Raw genomic sequence first — 15,189 nt, 5'->3', positions numbered from 1 at the left:
TAATCGCAACTTCTTAATGAAATTTTCACCTTCTTACCTAGAGAAAATTGGTTGGAATGGTATAACAGCAGAGTGATACCCAATTATAAAATCGTATGCATTGCCAATCAGTTTTTACTCATATTAAAGATGAAGACTCAGCGATAGAAACGCTTAGGTCCGAACTGACACAACAGAACTTGTCTTACGTGATGTGCTACTACACGGAAGAGTACGACTTCGAGTTAATTCGAGAAGCTTTTCTTGAACATTTTCCTGGAGTGCCTTTTCATGGAGCTAGTTCATGCCAAGCAGTAATGACAGACCGGGGGTTTCATACGGGCCCAGTGATTGCGGCGCTCGCAATTTATGATTCAGGCCCTCATGCTTATGGAACTGGTATGTCTAACTATGACTCAGGTGACAGTGTAACTAGAGCCTTAGATATGGCTCTTGAGAACGCTAACCGTGTAGGAGAAGTGCCAAACTTAATACTGCTTCATGCAACTCCAGGGCAAGAGGAATCAATCATTGCATCTATAGATGAAAGGTTTGGTACGCTGATCCCAATTATTGGTGGTTCAGCCGCTGATAATCATATCGCGGGAAAATGGTCTGTTATTACCGCCCAAGGATCTCAAACTGCAGGTTTAAGTCTGACATTGTTTTACTCCTCACAACCTGTAGATATTGCTTTTAGTGCTGGGCACACTCCAACCAATATTAAAGGGGTTGCAACCAAAACTAACGATAGGTGCTTACTAGAAATTGATGACGAACCAGCCCTCAATGTTTATAGAAAGTGGACAAACCATCAAGATAACCAAGTAGGCAAAAACAACCTGCTATTTACAAACTCGAGCGCTTATCCACTAGGGCGTGTCGCTGGCCACCTCTATGAGCGTCCATATTACAAATTGTCCCATCCAATTCGTGAGACGCGAGATGGAGGAATTGAGCTATTTACACGAATAGAAGAGGGTGATGAACTCACTTTAATGAAAGGAAGCAGAGAACACCTCGTTGCACGCGCTGCTAAAGTTGTAAATGCAGCCTTTAATCAAAAATTAGAAGAATCTCGAAAAATTGGGGTGATAAACATCTTTTGCGCAGGTCCTATGTTGCACTTAATGCAAGACATGAATAGCGTTTGTGAACAAATTAACCAAGAACTAGAACAGTTACCTTTTATTTGCCCTTTTACTTTTGGTGAGCAAGGTAGATTTATTGGTGGTGAGAATGGACATGGAAACCTGATGATTTCATCAGCGATATTCCATAAACCTTATGAAAGATAAATACTTAGACATATACCAACAGGAAGCGCTGCAAGAAGCGTTAGTCGAACTAAAACAGGCTAGGCAAAGAGAACGACTGCTCGCCGATGAGAATAAAGCTATTCTTTCAGCGATATCCGCGATGAGTGAAGCAAAAAACCGGCACGAGATATTTACGGGATTAAATAATGTCCTTAAGAAGTACATCAACTTTGATGATTTTATCGTTCTAACTCGTGATGATGAGAGGTACCCCTTCAAAACGTTGATATCGACAAATAGTGTATTTGATAACATATCTTGGTTACACGGTAACGCATCTGAGAGAGCGCTGAATGGCGAATGTATTCTGCTGTTCGAACCAGATAGGCTTGCGGAGTTTATTAACCTGAACAGTTTTATAAAAAGCCATGTAAACTCGGTAGTCCTAACGGGCATACGTTCAGAAGTAACACAAACGGTCATCTTACTTATTGGTGCTAAGAAAGGGCACTTTAGCATAGAAAATAAGGAAACCTTAAGACGCTTTCGGCCTTTAATTGAGAGGGCTGTCATCGATATTGAGACCAAAGAGAAGTTACAGCGTATTGTTGAAGTGCGGACAACTCAGCTTGCTAAAGCAAGAGAAGAAGCAGAGCTTGCAAATCGCTCAAAGTCAGAATTCTTAGCGATGATGAGTCATGAAATTAGAACCCCTCTAAATTCCGTCCTTGGAATGCTCGATATTCTGAAACAATCCACCTTATCAGAAGAGCAAATCGATGCCCTGAGCCAAATGGAATGCTCAGCGGAGTTGCTTCTCGCGATTATCAGCGACATCCTTGACCTCTCAAAAATTGAATCAGGTCGCTTTCAACTCAATGAGCAGTGGGTTAATTTAAGAGACACTGTCACTTTTGTTATTTCTCAACAAAAACAAATAGCTAAGAAGAAGAGCCTTCAATTTAAACTCAATTGCATGGTAACTACCGACAAACAGTTTTGGATTGACTCTACGCGATTATCTCAAATCCTGTTTAATCTTATTGGGAATGCAATAAAGTTTACTGATGAAGGAGAAGTAAAAGTTTCAGTATCTGAGCAAGACTCCGAGCTTGTAATTTCAATATCAGACACCGGAATTGGTATATCTAAAGCCAAGCAAGAACATCTATTTACGGCATTTCATCAAGGTGATCGTTCCATCACGAGACGCTTTGGTGGTACAGGACTAGGGCTAGCAATAACCAAGCATTTAGTTGAAATGATGCGCGGCAAGATTATCGTTAAAAGTGACGAGCATGTCGGCTCAACATTTACTATTAAGATTCCCGTTTTAACTCGGTGCAATCAAAATCGTCCAGTTAAAATAGAAAACAACCAACCAATAAAAGCGATGGATCTTCTCGTAGTCGAAGATACCGAGTCGAATCAGTTTGTAATAAAGCTTATTTTAAATAAGCTTGGTCATAATGTTCATATCGCAAGTCATGGAGCAGAAGCATTAACGTTCTTAGAGGAAAATGAGGATTTAATCGACCTGATTCTTATGGATGTCTCGATGCCAGTGATGGATGGGATTACTGCAACAAGGCTTCTCCGAGATAAAGGCTTCAAGACTCCAATCATCGCATTAACCGCTCATGCGCTAGAAAGTGATAGAGATAAATGCCTTGACGCAGGTATGGATGGATTCATTTCCAAACCAGTTCGAAGACAAGATATCTTTGAAGCTATACAGCCATTTCTGTAAGTAGAAAAAGCATTAATATAGATCTTAACAATCGATAGATTATTAAGATCTATATTAAGTATTTTATGGTAAAAAGCCATTATGTTTAATGGTTATGATGGAGACCTTAAATTTCAAATCCACAGGGGAATAGGAGTGCTCATTGGCAACATTTGGCGTACGAGTGCCCCTAATTTAACATAACACATATAATGCGCACTGTAATAGTGGTTCCTGTGGACTTGAAATCACTAAGGCTAATCCAGTGCAAGCCATTGAGATTCCTGACAATCCAAGCCCATTAAACTTTTTTGCAATTCCTTCCCATACTGCTTTTATCTGCGGATTATCATTGCGATCAGCGTGACAACCCAACAATGCAATCTCAGGGTCTAAACCTGATTGCTCTGCAAGAAAAATTGCTTGTGTATCAGTCATATAACGCTTTCCTTTGCGGAAATCACTGATTCTCTGCGGCGGTACATTCATATCCGCTGCAATTTGTTTGTCTTGTACGTAACTTTGAGCCTTTTTGTAGGCATCTAATAGTTTGTTCTGATACATACCGCTTCCTCCGTTTCCGTCAGTTTAGCTTATCAATCACCATTTTTGGTGTCTTGCGCTAACCAATTTTGGTGATTACGCTAATAACCAAATTTGGTTACTAACTTCAAAACTGGATTGGTTTTAATGGAATCTCAAGCTCAAATCATCTATTACGACTTGCTACCTGACTACACAGTGTCTGTGTTGGTCAAAGGTTGCGACGAATGGGATTTGCTTAAATCCATGTCTCATCTTGAGTCTTGGGCTTCCTCTCAGTTCACTTCTTATGAGTTGGTATCCATCACCAACACGACTGTTGAACAACGTATCAATTTGGGGGTGTTCGATGACTACCGCAACTAACATCCTTAAAAGTTTCGATGAGCAAAGCGTTCATATTGATTACCTGTGTTTTACGTTTGCTGTGAAAGACTTACGTCATTGTCATGATGCGGTTCGTCGATTGCACAAGCATGAGGAATACAAAGGCTTTGCCAAATCTGGACTGTTACAACGTCACTGTCGTGCACCTAAGTTCCCTGCTCCACCTGTGTTTAATCCGACGGTCGCTAAGACGTCTGAAGAAATTGAAGCGTACAACAAAGCCTTTGATATCTGTTACCGCAACTACTTGGAAGATTGCTTGCGTATCTTCACCAACCAAGTGCTTGGTTTGTCGCTGTCAGCACCTCGCGGTTTGGGTTTCCAGTTCTACACCGAATCCATGAAACTGACTTCGCCAGATGGTGAGGACTTCTGCGGCTTCGTTGGTATCGGCGGTAACAATGACACGGTGCACTTCCAAATCAACGGAACGGGATGCAAGCATGTATTTGCCCGTCGTCCTGCGTGGTCGCTACATGACTGGCTGACCAATGTCCTTGGTGTGCAAACTCTGGCGCGTGTTGACTTGGCCTATGACGATTACGACGGCATTTTTGATTGCGAATACGCTTACAAGGCGTGGCGTGACGACTGTTTCCGCACCGCTGAACGTGGTCGTGGTCCTGTGCTTCATGAAGATATGACCATTGCCAGTATCGGCAAAGATGGCAAACCGATTTACACCAAAGAGCAATACTCGATTGGTTCGCGTACCTCGCGCATTTACTGGCGTATCTACAACAAGGCTCTTGAGCAGAAACTCGCAAACACGGGTCTTGTCTGGTATCGCTCTGAAGTCGAGCTTAAAAAATGGAATGTTGATGTGTTGCTGAATCCAGCTGGCGCGTATGCCGCGCTCAATGATTTTGCTGCGTCAATTTCTACTGCAAAGAAATTCAATACCAAACCTGTCCCGACCAAACGCGCGGCGTTAGACCTGTTGGCCTCTGCGCATTGGATGCGTCGTCAGTACGGGAAAATCCTTAATTCACTTATCGAGTTCCATGAGGGCGACATTGAAACCGTCGTCGGTTCCCTTGTCCGTGATGGAACGAAATTCACCTTCCCCGATACCTACGGCAAGTTGGTGACTCACATATTGGAGACTTAACAAATGGCTAAATCCGTTTTTGTACTTGGCATGGATATCACTTGGAACTCAGCACGTGGCGACAGTGCTCAACTGAACGTGTCGCGTCCTCTACGTGAAATCAACTCAGAGAAATTCAAACGCCGCACTATCGGTGAATCCGGTGATGTGAATCCCCAATGGGATCAGCCTTTGATGATTGACCATGAATATGCCCTACTTCTTGAGCGCACTGGTGCTCTCGTTCCTCGCCGTGAATACCAATTGCGCTTGGAGATTAACCCAGAAGACCCATTGGCAGGCGCTATCGTGACTGAGCTTATTCCAGTCGACCAAGAAATTAAGAAGCACTTCGAGGCTTCAATGAAACCCGTTCAAGGCTAAAAAATGTCTGTATGCGTCACCGTCGTTAACCAGTATGGCAATTTGAAAGCAACAAAAACGCCTGTTGCGGATTGCCAAGAATACGTGCTGATTTCGGCGGTGGACTACCAAGAATATAAGGAACCAGTCCTATTCAACGGTGACTTGTTCCTGTATGTCAGTGGCGTGCTCTTGATCAACATGGTCGTTGGTCACTGGGTGGGTCGTGTTGTTCGCCTTATGAGTAAAAGGTAAATCTTATGAAAAAACTAGAACTTGTTGTAACTAACGTAAAACACGCAGTAGTAAACAAAAAGACCGCAGCTGGCGCTGCACTGATGGCCGCGTCTGTCTCTCCGGCGTTCGCTGAAGTCGATATCACGGGCGCAATCAACTCTGCGGTATCCGGTGGTCAAGCTAACGTATCACTGGTTGTGGCGGGTCTGATTGGTATGGCTGCACTGGGCTTTGGTGTGACCATGGTTGTTGGCTTCTTACGTCGCTAACGGCTCACCTCTATGCCTCCTTTATCGGGTAATTTACTTGGAGATGTTCTCGCTATCGTTCTAGGTGTTGCCTTTGCGGGGGCATTCCTCCACGGCTTTGTGAGTGGCATCAATACTCACTAATCAATAGATAAAGGGGGCTTCGGCTCCCTTTTTTATTGGTTTGTTGCGATGAATATTAGTCTCACTTTTCGTTACCTTATTTTTTTCTCTCTTATTTTTAGCCTGTCACTCTAGTGCTTTAGAAATGTATGCAAGTTCGGGAATGATGGGATGCTATGAGAAAAGAGCTTGGAATAATCCCTCTTCTGTCCATGCATGCTTGTATGAGAATTACGGTGAAAACCTTTACGGTGGTGTGCGTGATTGTTCTGTTGTGCTTTACGATACTGATTTAGGTTACAACCGATATGCTTCAAATTGTTATAACAATAAAGGCTACTACGAGACCTACGTTATATATGAGAAAGCGAGATGTCCATCTGGCGAGCGATTTAATAGCTCAACGATAGCCTGCGAGCCTAAATGTGACTATGGGGCGAATCCCGATGGCACCTGTATGGACGCTTGCCAGTTCAAACAGTCCATTGGCGATACGGTGAAATTGCATTGGCACCCTGCGGTCTACGGCGAACTGGTGACGGGCGCGTGTTACGGTGACTACGGTGCCACTCGATGCGAAATGACCAAAAACGAATCCACCATTATTTGTACTGGCGTTCCTGATGGACAGTACACGCCCGACTCTCAATGCTCTCTGCGCTTTGCTTACACTGGACGTCAGTGTGAAGGTGGCACACTTTTCTGGGGCGTGAATGGGCCAGATGAACCCATCATTCCACCCGATGAACCGGAAGACCCAACCCATGACCCTGATGACCCAACAGGCGAGATTGAAGACCCAAGTGTCCTACCCGATGATTCAACCAACACGGTTAATCCCGGTGTCGTTGATGATAAACCGGATGTAGAAGACCCTGACACGGATGAATCGACAGACACGGCAGTCCTTTCTGCCATTAAAGGGCTTAACGTGGATGTGAACAAAGGCATTCATGATCTTAACGTCGATATCAACCAGTCACACGCTGACATCACCAATGCGGTCATTGGTGTGAAAGGCTCTTTGGTCGATAACACCCAAGCCATTCAAGAGCAGCAAATCAATGACAACAAGATTTATAACAACACCAAGGCACTCATCCAACAGGCCAACGGCGATATCACTACGGCGGTGAACAACAATACCAACGCCACTATTGGTATTCGTGACGATTTAAAAGGGCTTGGTGATTCCGTGGGCGAACTCGATAGCAGCTTAAATGCGATTGAGGGTCTACTGACTGGCTCAGAGTTTGGTACACCTACGGGCACCGCTATCACTGGCGAAATCTTCACAGCAGAAGACTTTGCCAACCTGCAAACCACGATAGATGAAAAAGCCGAATCCATCCAAGGCTATGTGGACGACATCAAAGGCTTAATCACTATCGGCACCAACTTCAACAACGGCACATTAAGCGACAAGTCTTTCAATATCAAAGGCGCAACCGTTGAATCAGGACTACAGCGTTTTGATGCGGTATCGGGTTATGTGCGCCCTGTCGTGCTGTTCATTTGTGCCTTAATCGCCCTTTGGGTTCTGTTTGGTAATCGGAGTAAATAACATGGAATACATCTACTCAGCATTAGAGTTTATTGCCAACATTGGGCAAACCTTTCTCGACTTCTTTGATGTGGCGATTGAATGGATAAAGAACGCGTTTGAATACGGCGCGATGTGGCTTATCTCGGTATGGCTCGATATCAAGATTGCCTCGATACAAATCGCACTCAAGATTGCGCAGCTGCTGCTCGAAGAATATGGCGTCTATACGCTTGTCGAAGACCGCTTTAATGCGCTTCCCTCTGACGTCCGTTATATCTTGACCGAATACGGCGTCACCTCTGGGCTACGTGTCATCTTTGATGCGTTCGCTACGTCTTTAGTTATGCGTTTTTTTAACTGGTGATTGAATGGCTACTTCATTTCGATACGGTCACGGTGGCTCTTACAAATCGGCTTGCGCCGTGTGGTTTGACTTACTGCCTGCACTGCGTGAAGGTCGAATTTGCATTACGAACATTCATGGCATGCAGCCACTTGAAGTGATTGAACAACGCCTTGGTGAAAAGTTTCCTGATACGGCTCGGCTCATTCGCATTAGCTCTCGCAACCCTGAAGGCTTCGAACTTTGGAAATACTTCTTCTGTTGGGCACCCATTGGGGCGTTCATCCTCATTGATGAGTGTCAGCAAATCTTCTCGGTCAATGCAGGTTTCAAAATGGCGAACATACACAAGCGCCCTTTCACTGACTTTGAGCCTCACTTACCGGAAGGATTCTCTGAGCTGTTTCACTCTCGTTGGCTAACGATTGATACATCCAGTTTGGACAATGGCGAGATAGACGATTGCCAACGCACACGCTTTGATGAGCAAGGACGCATCATCTATCCAGAGAACTTTAACAACGCCTTTATGGAGCACCGGCACTACAACTGGGACATTGTGTTGCTCACGCCTGACTTTGCTCAAATCCCGAAAGAGTTAAAAGGTGTCGCGGAGTTGGCCAAGCAACATAAGGGGAAAGATGGGATCTTCTTTTCCAACCGTAAACCACGCATCTTGGAGCATGACCCAACTCGAACGGTCACCAAACCAAGCAAAGACGATGTGGTTTATAACCTCAAGGTGCCGCTTGATGTCCACCTACTCTACGCCTCGACTGTCACGGGGCAAATCACCAAGTCGGGGCTTGGAAAGAACATCTTTCTTAACCCGAAATTCTTAGCAGCTATGGCACTGGTCGTGCTTTCATTTGGGTACTTAGTTTATGCGCTTATTGGTATGGTTTCTGATTCTGAGACGACAACTGCGGAAGGAACGCAGCTTCATCAAACTTCGCAGCAAGGTGGCGTTTCGACTTCGCAAGGTCAAGCACGTCCTGGTCAAAGTGGTTCGCCTGGTTCTGTCATGGATTCTAGTGGTTCTGGCTGTACGGGTGCTGGTTGCGGGAATGAGTCTTATCATGACGTAGGCACTGTTCCTGCTTGGTTCCCACTGGCGAATTCAGAGAGTATCTATGTCTCTGCGGTGGAACGTTGGCACAAAGCCACCTCGATACACGTCAACGTGCATTTTGAGGTTGTCACACCGCGCGGTGTGACTTACCTCGATGACGGATTCCTAAATAAGTTGGGCGTCAAGATGGAATATCTGGACGATTGCCTCGTTCAGCTGTCTCGCGGCGCATCCAATTTCTATGTCACGTGTTCGCCGTATGAGCAATATGCGCAACGGCAAGAGCAAGATATTGAACTCAAACCTGTTGGCGGTTTGTTTAGTGGAGACGAAACCTGATGAATGAATACGTAACGCATGGGCAGCTGGTTGAAATCATCGAGCTGTTTGATCATCTCTCGATAGTGAATGCAGTCATTGTGGTGATCGTGTATGACCTTGCCAGATACCTCCTAGGCAAACTGGTCGACTACTTCAATTAAAGGCACAGTGCCAGCCCCGCAGGGATAAGGAGTTGCGGAGCGACGACGAGGCACCAAGCCGCCCACCTTAGCAAAACCTAGCCTCATCACTTAATCGGCGCGGTTAGCAGCCCAAAGCCACTTGGATGCTGCCGCCCTCCTTCCTGCTAGACCAGCCTTGCAGAGACTATCCACGCCAAAGGCGCGTTAACCTACTGGAACGCTGCATACTCACAACGTCAAAGCTTTGCGAGTGTCGAGCAATGCTTATTCTTCTTTTCTGGGTTCTCTCCGACGGACGCGCGGAGCAAGTGAGGACGGGCTAGGACGATTGCGCGACGTGCGGCGGGAGGTCAAACCCCCGAATCTGTATTACGGGGGTAAATTCCTCCTCCTTACTAGACATGTGCGCTGTCCAAAATCAGAAACATCCAATTAGAACTAGATCAGCTTTAGTACATAGAGAACTTTATATATGAGATGTGTTTGTTATAATCCTGAAAAATAAGGTCAATGCACTTATAGATTCAAGTTGTGAGCACTGACGTAAATATTACAAACACTCTCTTGTAAATCTGTTTGACTATCATATAATCATTGAGAGTTTACATATATGTAAACTTAACGCTGGAAGGTTCCGTGTCAAAATCACTACTAACTTCTGAATACATTGGCACGAAAAATAGAGTCGTGCATTGTAAAGGGGCGATCAAAACTTATGAACAATCGTTGACCAAGGTCCAATCTGGAAAACGAAGGTCATTGACTCGTCAACTTATTTTGCAAATTGAGCGTTTAGCACGTGGAGAAAGGATGTCTTCACAAAACTTTGCTGCAGAGGCTGCGTTACCAAATGCTAGCGGAGGAAAAAAATTTTATGCGCTTAAAAAAATCCCTATCCGTGGTTACTGTTGGCAATCCAGTAATAGGCCGAGTACGTACTATATTAGTCATTATATAAGTAAAGACTTTCAAAAATTACGCGATAAAGATACACAAATAGTCCATAACAATTGGACAAGAGTTGAGGTGCATGGTGATGAATGCTAGAAGCATGTTTTATTCAAAGGACACCCATTACAGCGATGCAGAAGAGCGTGCATTCGCAAGAGATGAGCTCGTTTACAACGTAACCGAAGATTTGCTAGTAATCATGGAAGATAAAGGGATCAGTAAAACAGAACTATCTCGAAGACTAGGTAAATCTAAATCTTATGTTTCTCAGGTTCTAAGTGGGTCTAGAAACATGACCTTAGGGTCATTCTCAGATATATGCTTTGCTTTAGGGTTCAAGCCCGAAGTAAATCTACCCGTTGAAGATAAAGTAGAAGAAGATGAAAACAATTACTTTGAGTTCATCATTGAAAGACCAAGCGCATCACAACATATTAAGAAAATTCATGTTGTTGATAACTTGTTTCAACCAGAAGTTTTGTCATGGCAAAACTATTGTGATGTAGAGGTCGCTTAGGCTATGACTGAAGACTTAAAGGCTGCTGTTTCCTCTTTAGTTATAGAAACTGTAACCCTAAGAGATATGCTTGTCTCAACATATGATGATTTTGATCCGGAACTCTTACCTGAAGATTTCGGATTAAACGGCCAAGCATATAATGGTGTAACTAGAATCCAAACTCTTGAGGATGACAATGAGCCAGATATGCAATTTATTCGCTTTATATTTTCTAGTGGTATTAGATTTATTTCAAACGAAGATAGGAAAGCGCTGAAAAAGCAAGAAATTGAGAATGAAGATGTAATTCCCTATATTGAATTTAAGGCGACTTTTTCGGCTGACTATAAGTCAGCTGTGCAGTTGACTCAGGATCAACTGAGAGCGTTTGCAAAACAACACGTCTCTTACCATGTCTGGCCTTACTGGAGAGAGTTCATTCAATCATCTTGTGCTCGACTCAATATTCATCCTATTACAATACCACCTGTTAGGATCAAACTAGACAAAGAGGCTCCGTAAGGAGCCTTTTTTACATCATGTCTCTAAGTGCTCTTGCATATTTCAGCACTTGACCCGCAGCTTCTAAATCAGTTAATGCCCCAATCTCTAACAAAGCTATTCCTGTCAAAACCTGCTGAGCCGTTACTAGCTGCCCTGTTGGAAGCTCAAGCTTGTCATAGTGCATTTTAAAATGTTCCCATTGCTCTGATGGGCTTAGCTCCCTTCCCTTTGTCATTCTCATCAGTCGTTTACACTCAGGAGGAATGGTTTTCCCCTTATCCCATTCTTTGACCGTTCTCACAGTTTTTAAACAAAGTTCAGCAGCTTGTTCGACGGATAAACCACATTCAAATTCACGAAAAATATAGTTTTTAGTCATTTCGTGATACTTCATTGAATAGTCCCTCAAAAGAGAGACATTTTATAGGACTAGCATATGCAATCGCATTCAACATAAGCAGATATAATGCGCACTGCAGTAGTGGTTCCTGTGGACTTGCAATCACTAAAGCCAATCCGGCACAAACCATTGAAATGCTTGATAATCCAAGTCCGTTATACTTTTTTGCAATTCCTTCCCATATTGCTTTTATCCATTGAGAGTTGATTGGTTTATCTCACCTAGCCTGCATTCCCAACCAATTACACGAGAGCCACTTCATTTTCATCTAGTTCATCGAGTCTGAAAGCTTTGCGCTCTTGCTGCCCAATGCTTCTAATCAACATTGCAATCACGAACCTGTGGCTATATGAAGCCGAATATACTTTTCTGGATATTTATAACGATAGCGTTTTCCTTTCCTCAAGTTGGATTTCACATACCGACAAACTTTTTTGTCACCACTACTGGTTACTCTTTTTATTACTGCTTTTTTACCTTTGTGTTCCATCTCTATCATGACATCGCAATAACCTTGGTAGCCATCAAATTTATTGTCCGCTTTCCTTTGAATCTTAGTTTTAATCTTTTTAGCCAATGGGTTCGTTTCCGAGTCGTCAGACAAAGCTGGAGTGCTTACGAAGAGTAAGAACATTAAAGTTACAACGTATCGCATAATTTAAGCCCGTTTATCTTATTGATTAATCAATGATAAATAATTTTTCTATAGATACGAAAATGGGACGCTATATTGCGTCCCATTTAACACGATTAAGTAACTGATATGTAATTAAGCTCGCTTCTTGCCTTTGCTCGCTTTGAAACCTTGATGCGGAAAAACGTTGCGAATCCGCTGTTGGATTTTTTTGGGAACGTCCTTGGAGAAGCTCAAGCGCATGCCGGTTCGTTGGCTATATACCTTCATTTCACCACTAAACGGATTATGTTCACTAATATCTTGTAAGTTATGTTTGAAAGAAGGTGGTAGATGCCCTTTTACGTTACTGATATGGCCGTTATCAAACTTTACTTTTAGCACTGGTCTATCAACTGCGATCAACCAAAAGATCACGATGGCAGCAATTAAGATTACATATAACATTTGGCACTCCCTATCCTAGCTAGATAGCAATTTACTCAAATCCTCTTTGATTGAGGTAACTTTTTGACTCGCTTTCTCACTTCTCGATGCTTCAGAAAGTAGATATTCAATTGCGTCAGATAATGTACAACCGAGCTCGTTTGCTCTACTAGAAAGCTTTTCCCAAACTCGGTAATCTAAATCAATGGATTTTTTCTTTGTATGGACTTGCTCTGCATTAAAGTGGCGTTTCCGTTTCGCTCGGATAGCCTGCTTGAGTTTATTGTCTAACTCTTCTGACATGTGGTTTTCTATCCAAGCCAAGACAAGTGTAGGCTCATGTTCAAGGCGTTTTAGCTCTGCAACCGCGGCATCTGCTTCACTTGTATCAATATGTCGGGTAATCGCTTCACCATCTTTCCATTTCTTGATGAGATACTTCCATTTCCACCCACACTCTAGATTCTCAAGCTGCTGATATTTCATTTATTCCGACCCATAAACATAACCTAGTGACAGCGTAACCCAGATAATTTACTTGGGCAAATAAAACTCTTAGAAGTATCGATGTTGATCACTCATTTGTCTAAGTATTGTTCATTGAGTGTTGAATGCCGTGAGCGAACCAAATTGGTGCTAGGGTGTTATAGTCCATTTCGTTATAATGTCGGCAAGATTGAATTACGATGAATTTTAATGAACCAACTTAATTGGCAAGACGTAACACCTTCACTTGAGCAGTACGAAGCACTTTTAAAGTCTGCACCTTCGTTACCAAAGAAGTCTTTTACTGATCTTCAACCGAGGATGTCGGCAACGATATCTCGCTTTTCCAAAATGTCGGGATTGACACGCGTGCTACTCATTAACTGCGTCGATAATTCTGTCTATAGAGATTTCATCAGTAAAGCTCTTCAGAGTCATTCTAACGCTGCGATTGTTTTGTCGGAATCACTTGATGCCAAACGTTTATTTGACCGTTACAGTGTTGATGTAAGTGGTGATATTGCCTTCCAACCAGGCTTGATTTCACAAGCTGACGACGGTTATTTGATTGTACCTGCTAATCTCATTCTGGCTAACCCGGGACTTTGGCCGAATATAAAGTCTGCAATTCAACAAAACCTTATCGAACCACTGAACCTAAGCCCTACTCGCTTACCTACTTCAGTACCGCCATCTAAAGCTTATGATGTAAAACTGATTGTAACTGGGGAAAGAAGTCAGTTAGCAGAGCTAGAATATATCGACGAGGACTTTTGTTCAGGCTTTGCCATGTATACCGAAGTTGAAGAAGATATTCATTTGTCAGAGCAGAATTTGACAGATTACTTTGGTTTGGTGAACTGGATATGTTCTCAATATCAGCTGCCTCACTTAACGGAATGTGGCTTTAGAAGACTATTGCTAGCTGGTATGAGATTTACTGAAGATCAACATTATTTGCCGTTAGGTGTAATGTGGCATTCTCAACTTCTAACACTTGCCAGCCAGTTCAGTGATGGCCAAACATTAGATTACGAGTCATTAGATAAAGCGATTGACGACAAGTATTACCGCGAATCCTATCTTCCTCAGCGTGCCGTGTACGATATTTTAGATGGCCAAGTCATCATTGAGACTACTGGGAAGCAAGTTGGTCAAATCAATGGCCTAACCGTCATCGATATGGCTGGACACCCTGTCAGCTATGGTGAGCCTGCTAGAATATCGTGTGTAATTCACTTTGGTGATGGCGATGTTTCCGATGTTGAGCGCAAAGCTGAACTTGGCGGCAATCTACATGCGAAAGGCATGATGATTATGCAAGCTTTCTTAAGCTCTGCTCTAAAACTGGATGAACCTCTGCCTTACTCTGCCTCGATTGTATTTGAACAGTCTTATAGTGAAGTTGACGGTGACAGCGCATCTCTCGCAGAACTTTGTTGTTTGGTGAGTGCGTTATCTGAATCTCCAATTAATCAACAAGTTGCGGTTACAGGAGCCGTCGATCAGTTTGGTCGAGTGCAAGCAGTCGGTGGCTTGAACGAGAAAATTGAAGGTTTTTATCAGGTTTGTAAACATCAGGGTTTTACGGGAAATCAAGGCGTTGTCATGCCGAAATCAAACCTTAAACACCTTGCATTACATAAAGATGTAATAGAAAGCATTAAAAATGGTGAGTTCCATATTTGGTCCGTCTCTACGGTAGATGAAGCTATTCCGATTGTTATGAATAAACCTTTTAGAGGCGAAGACGAGAGCATTATTGGCAAAATAGCGGAACGTATTGAAAACTTTGAAAGACATGAGCATCCAGAAGGAATTGTGCAGCGCATCAAAAACTGGTTTGTCTAGTACTGATCGGAGTTGTTTAGCGTACACGTGTTCACTAAGATGCAGCTATCAAAAA

General features: G+C 43.3%; 20 protein-coding genes and 1 pseudogene. 15 read left to right on the top strand and 6 right to left on the bottom strand.

The features are described from left to right. Window positions 1–95 precede the first annotated feature (95 nt). Both P4S59_RS08085 and P4S59_RS08080 read left to right on the top strand, forming a co-directional pair. Window positions 96–1,277 carry an FIST signal transduction protein gene (locus P4S59_RS08085; RefSeq protein ID WP_337168213.1) on the top strand — a complete coding sequence of 394 codons (1,182 nt, stop codon included), beginning with the start codon at window positions 96–98 and terminating at the stop codon, window positions 1,275–1,277. Next, complete coding sequence (locus P4S59_RS08080; RefSeq protein ID WP_048626397.1) at window positions 1,267–2,988, top strand: ATP-binding protein; 1,722 nt, start codon at window positions 1,267–1,269, stop codon at window positions 2,986–2,988. Before P4S59_RS08085 ends, P4S59_RS08080 begins: the two co-directional genes overlap by 11 nt. Window positions 2,989–3,162: 174 nt before the next feature. Here P4S59_RS08080 and P4S59_RS08075 read toward each other — a convergent pair whose 3' ends face one another. After that, on the bottom strand, window positions 3,163–3,531 hold the full coding sequence (locus P4S59_RS08075) for a DUF3693 domain-containing protein (protein ID WP_046875304.1): 369 nt from the start codon (window positions 3,529–3,531) through the stop codon (window positions 3,163–3,165). Window positions 3,532–3,657: 126 nt separating this feature from the next. Between P4S59_RS08075 and P4S59_RS08070 the strand changes: the two genes are divergently transcribed. The 12 genes from P4S59_RS08070 to P4S59_RS08015 all read left to right on the top strand — a co-directional run bounded on the left by P4S59_RS08070 (window position 3,658) and on the right by P4S59_RS08015 (window position 11,355). After that, window positions 3,658–3,876: a hypothetical protein gene (locus P4S59_RS08070; protein ID WP_046875305.1), complete on the top strand. Its 219-nt coding sequence runs from the start codon at window positions 3,658–3,660 to the stop codon at window positions 3,874–3,876. Then, window positions 3,860–5,008 (top strand): replication initiation factor domain-containing protein, encoded by a 1,149-nt coding sequence (locus tag P4S59_RS08065; protein WP_229601808.1) that lies wholly within the window; start codon window positions 3,860–3,862, stop codon window positions 5,006–5,008. The genes P4S59_RS08070 and P4S59_RS08065 overlap by 17 nt, the downstream gene beginning before the upstream one ends. Window positions 5,009–5,011: 3 nt before the next feature. Beyond that, complete coding sequence (locus P4S59_RS08060) at window positions 5,012–5,371, top strand: DUF1293 family protein (RefSeq protein WP_005477647.1); 360 nt, start codon at window positions 5,012–5,014, stop codon at window positions 5,369–5,371. Between the two features lie 3 nt (window positions 5,372–5,374). Further along, complete coding sequence (locus P4S59_RS08055; protein WP_005477619.1) at window positions 5,375–5,605, top strand: hypothetical protein; 231 nt, start codon at window positions 5,375–5,377, stop codon at window positions 5,603–5,605. 5 nt (window positions 5,606–5,610) lie between these two features. Then, entirely contained in the window at window positions 5,611–5,856 is a 246-nt protein-coding gene (locus P4S59_RS08050; protein ID WP_005477614.1) for a hypothetical protein, read from the top strand. A 265-nt stretch (window positions 5,857–6,121) separates the two neighbouring features. Continuing rightward, window positions 6,122–7,522, top strand: coding sequence for a hypothetical protein (locus P4S59_RS08045; RefSeq protein WP_337168212.1), 1,401 nt, complete (start codon window positions 6,122–6,124; stop codon window positions 7,520–7,522). A gap of 1 nt (window position 7,523) precedes the next feature. Beyond that, a complete protein-coding gene (locus tag P4S59_RS08040; protein ID WP_005477634.1) occupies window positions 7,524–7,868 on the top strand; it encodes a DUF2523 family protein in 345 nt (114 codons plus the stop codon). 4 nt (window positions 7,869–7,872) lie between these two features. Further along, on the top strand, window positions 7,873–9,258 hold the full coding sequence (locus tag P4S59_RS08035) for a zonular occludens toxin domain-containing protein (protein ID WP_337168211.1): 1,386 nt from the start codon (window positions 7,873–7,875) through the stop codon (window positions 9,256–9,258). Continuing rightward, on the top strand, window positions 9,258–9,401 hold the full coding sequence (locus P4S59_RS08030; RefSeq protein ID WP_005494995.1) for a hypothetical protein: 144 nt from the start codon (window positions 9,258–9,260) through the stop codon (window positions 9,399–9,401). Before P4S59_RS08035 ends, P4S59_RS08030 begins: the two co-directional genes overlap by 1 nt. Window positions 9,402–10,019: 618 nt before the next feature. After that, window positions 10,020–10,430, top strand: a complete 411-nt coding sequence (locus P4S59_RS08025) for a hypothetical protein (RefSeq protein WP_258674087.1) — start codon at window positions 10,020–10,022, stop codon at window positions 10,428–10,430. After that, a complete protein-coding gene (locus P4S59_RS08020) occupies window positions 10,420–10,851 on the top strand; it encodes a helix-turn-helix transcriptional regulator (protein WP_337168210.1) in 432 nt (143 codons plus the stop codon). Before P4S59_RS08025 ends, P4S59_RS08020 begins: the two co-directional genes overlap by 11 nt. 3 nt (window positions 10,852–10,854) lie before the next feature. Then, window positions 10,855–11,355 (top strand): hypothetical protein, encoded by a 501-nt coding sequence (locus P4S59_RS08015; protein ID WP_337168209.1) that lies wholly within the window; start codon window positions 10,855–10,857, stop codon window positions 11,353–11,355. Window positions 11,356–11,365: 10 nt separating this feature from the next. Here P4S59_RS08015 and P4S59_RS08010 read toward each other — a convergent pair whose 3' ends face one another. The 5 genes and pseudogenes from P4S59_RS08010 to matP form a co-directional block, all read right to left on the bottom strand. After that, on the bottom strand, window positions 11,366–11,731 hold the full coding sequence (locus tag P4S59_RS08010) for a regulator (RefSeq protein WP_337168208.1): 366 nt from the start codon (window positions 11,729–11,731) through the stop codon (window positions 11,366–11,368). Then, window positions 11,709–11,930, bottom strand: a pseudogene (locus P4S59_RS08005) (DUF3693 domain-containing protein); the annotation flags it as partial. The gene P4S59_RS08010 and the pseudogene P4S59_RS08005, both read right to left, overlap by 23 nt. A 138-nt stretch (window positions 11,931–12,068) precedes the next feature. Continuing rightward, a complete protein-coding gene (locus P4S59_RS08000; protein ID WP_031780560.1) occupies window positions 12,069–12,392 on the bottom strand; it encodes a hypothetical protein in 324 nt (107 codons plus the stop codon). Between the two features lie 114 nt (window positions 12,393–12,506). Then, window positions 12,507–12,818: a DUF3634 family protein gene (locus P4S59_RS07995; protein WP_005396496.1), complete on the bottom strand. Its 312-nt coding sequence runs from the start codon at window positions 12,816–12,818 to the stop codon at window positions 12,507–12,509. A 15-nt stretch (window positions 12,819–12,833) separates the two neighbouring features. Next, window positions 12,834–13,283 carry a macrodomain Ter protein MatP gene (gene matP / locus P4S59_RS07990; RefSeq protein ID WP_005396497.1) on the bottom strand — a complete coding sequence of 150 codons (450 nt, stop codon included), beginning with the start codon at window positions 13,281–13,283 and terminating at the stop codon, window positions 12,834–12,836. Window positions 13,284–13,493: 210 nt separating this feature from the next. On the opposite strand from matP, the gene P4S59_RS07985 reads away from it, so the two are divergent. After that, entirely contained in the window at window positions 13,494–15,134 is a 1,641-nt protein-coding gene (locus tag P4S59_RS07985) for a Lon protease family protein (protein ID WP_337168207.1), read from the top strand. Window positions 15,135–15,189 lie beyond the last annotated feature (55 nt).

Origin of the sequence: Vibrio sp. M60_M70 (genome assembly GCF_037162085.1) — a bacterium.
GTDB lineage: Bacteria > Pseudomonadota > Gammaproteobacteria > Enterobacterales > Vibrionaceae > Vibrio > Vibrio diabolicus.
Note: the sequence above shows the minus strand (reverse complement) of the source record. Positions and strands in the feature narration are given on the sequence as shown.

Bases quoted from the DNA above. Each gene is read 5' to 3' on its own strand.
- P4S59_RS08040 (WP_005477634.1), top strand. From the start codon at position 7,524: ATGGAATACATCTACTCAGCATTAGAGTTTATTGCCAACATTGGGCAA.
- P4S59_RS08015 (WP_337168209.1), top strand. From the start codon at position 10,855: ATGACTGAAGACTTAAAGGCTGCTGTTTCCTCTTTAGTTATAGAAACT.
- P4S59_RS07995 (WP_005396496.1), bottom strand. From the start codon at position 12,818: ATGTTATATGTAATCTTAATTGCTGCCATCGTGATCTTTTGGTTGATC.
- P4S59_RS08020 (WP_337168210.1), top strand. From the start codon at position 10,420: ATGAATGCTAGAAGCATGTTTTATTCAAAGGACACCCATTACAGCGAT.
- matP (WP_005396497.1), bottom strand. From the start codon at position 13,283: ATGAAATATCAGCAGCTTGAGAATCTAGAGTGTGGGTGGAAATGGAAG.
- P4S59_RS08000 (WP_031780560.1), bottom strand. From the start codon at position 12,392: ATGCGATACGTTGTAACTTTAATGTTCTTACTCTTCGTAAGCACTCCA.
- P4S59_RS08045 (WP_337168212.1), top strand. From the start codon at position 6,122: ATGATGGGATGCTATGAGAAAAGAGCTTGGAATAATCCCTCTTCTGTC.
- P4S59_RS08075 (WP_046875304.1), bottom strand. From the start codon at position 3,531: ATGTATCAGAACAAACTATTAGATGCCTACAAAAAGGCTCAAAGTTAC.
- P4S59_RS08080 (WP_048626397.1), top strand. From the start codon at position 1,267: ATGAAAGATAAATACTTAGACATATACCAACAGGAAGCGCTGCAAGAA.
- P4S59_RS08035 (WP_337168211.1), top strand. From the start codon at position 7,873: ATGGCTACTTCATTTCGATACGGTCACGGTGGCTCTTACAAATCGGCT.
- P4S59_RS08055 (WP_005477619.1), top strand. From the start codon at position 5,375: ATGTCTGTATGCGTCACCGTCGTTAACCAGTATGGCAATTTGAAAGCA.
- P4S59_RS08060 (WP_005477647.1), top strand. From the start codon at position 5,012: ATGGCTAAATCCGTTTTTGTACTTGGCATGGATATCACTTGGAACTCA.
- P4S59_RS07985 (WP_337168207.1), top strand. From the start codon at position 13,494: ATGAACCAACTTAATTGGCAAGACGTAACACCTTCACTTGAGCAGTAC.
- P4S59_RS08050 (WP_005477614.1), top strand. From the start codon at position 5,611: ATGAAAAAACTAGAACTTGTTGTAACTAACGTAAAACACGCAGTAGTA.
- P4S59_RS08065 (WP_229601808.1), top strand. From the start codon at position 3,860: ATGACTACCGCAACTAACATCCTTAAAAGTTTCGATGAGCAAAGCGTT.
- P4S59_RS08085 (WP_337168213.1), top strand. From the start codon at position 96: ATGCATTGCCAATCAGTTTTTACTCATATTAAAGATGAAGACTCAGCG.
- P4S59_RS08070 (WP_046875305.1), top strand. From the start codon at position 3,658: ATGGAATCTCAAGCTCAAATCATCTATTACGACTTGCTACCTGACTAC.
- P4S59_RS08010 (WP_337168208.1), bottom strand. From the start codon at position 11,731: ATGAAGTATCACGAAATGACTAAAAACTATATTTTTCGTGAATTTGAA.
- P4S59_RS08030 (WP_005494995.1), top strand. From the start codon at position 9,258: ATGAATGAATACGTAACGCATGGGCAGCTGGTTGAAATCATCGAGCTG.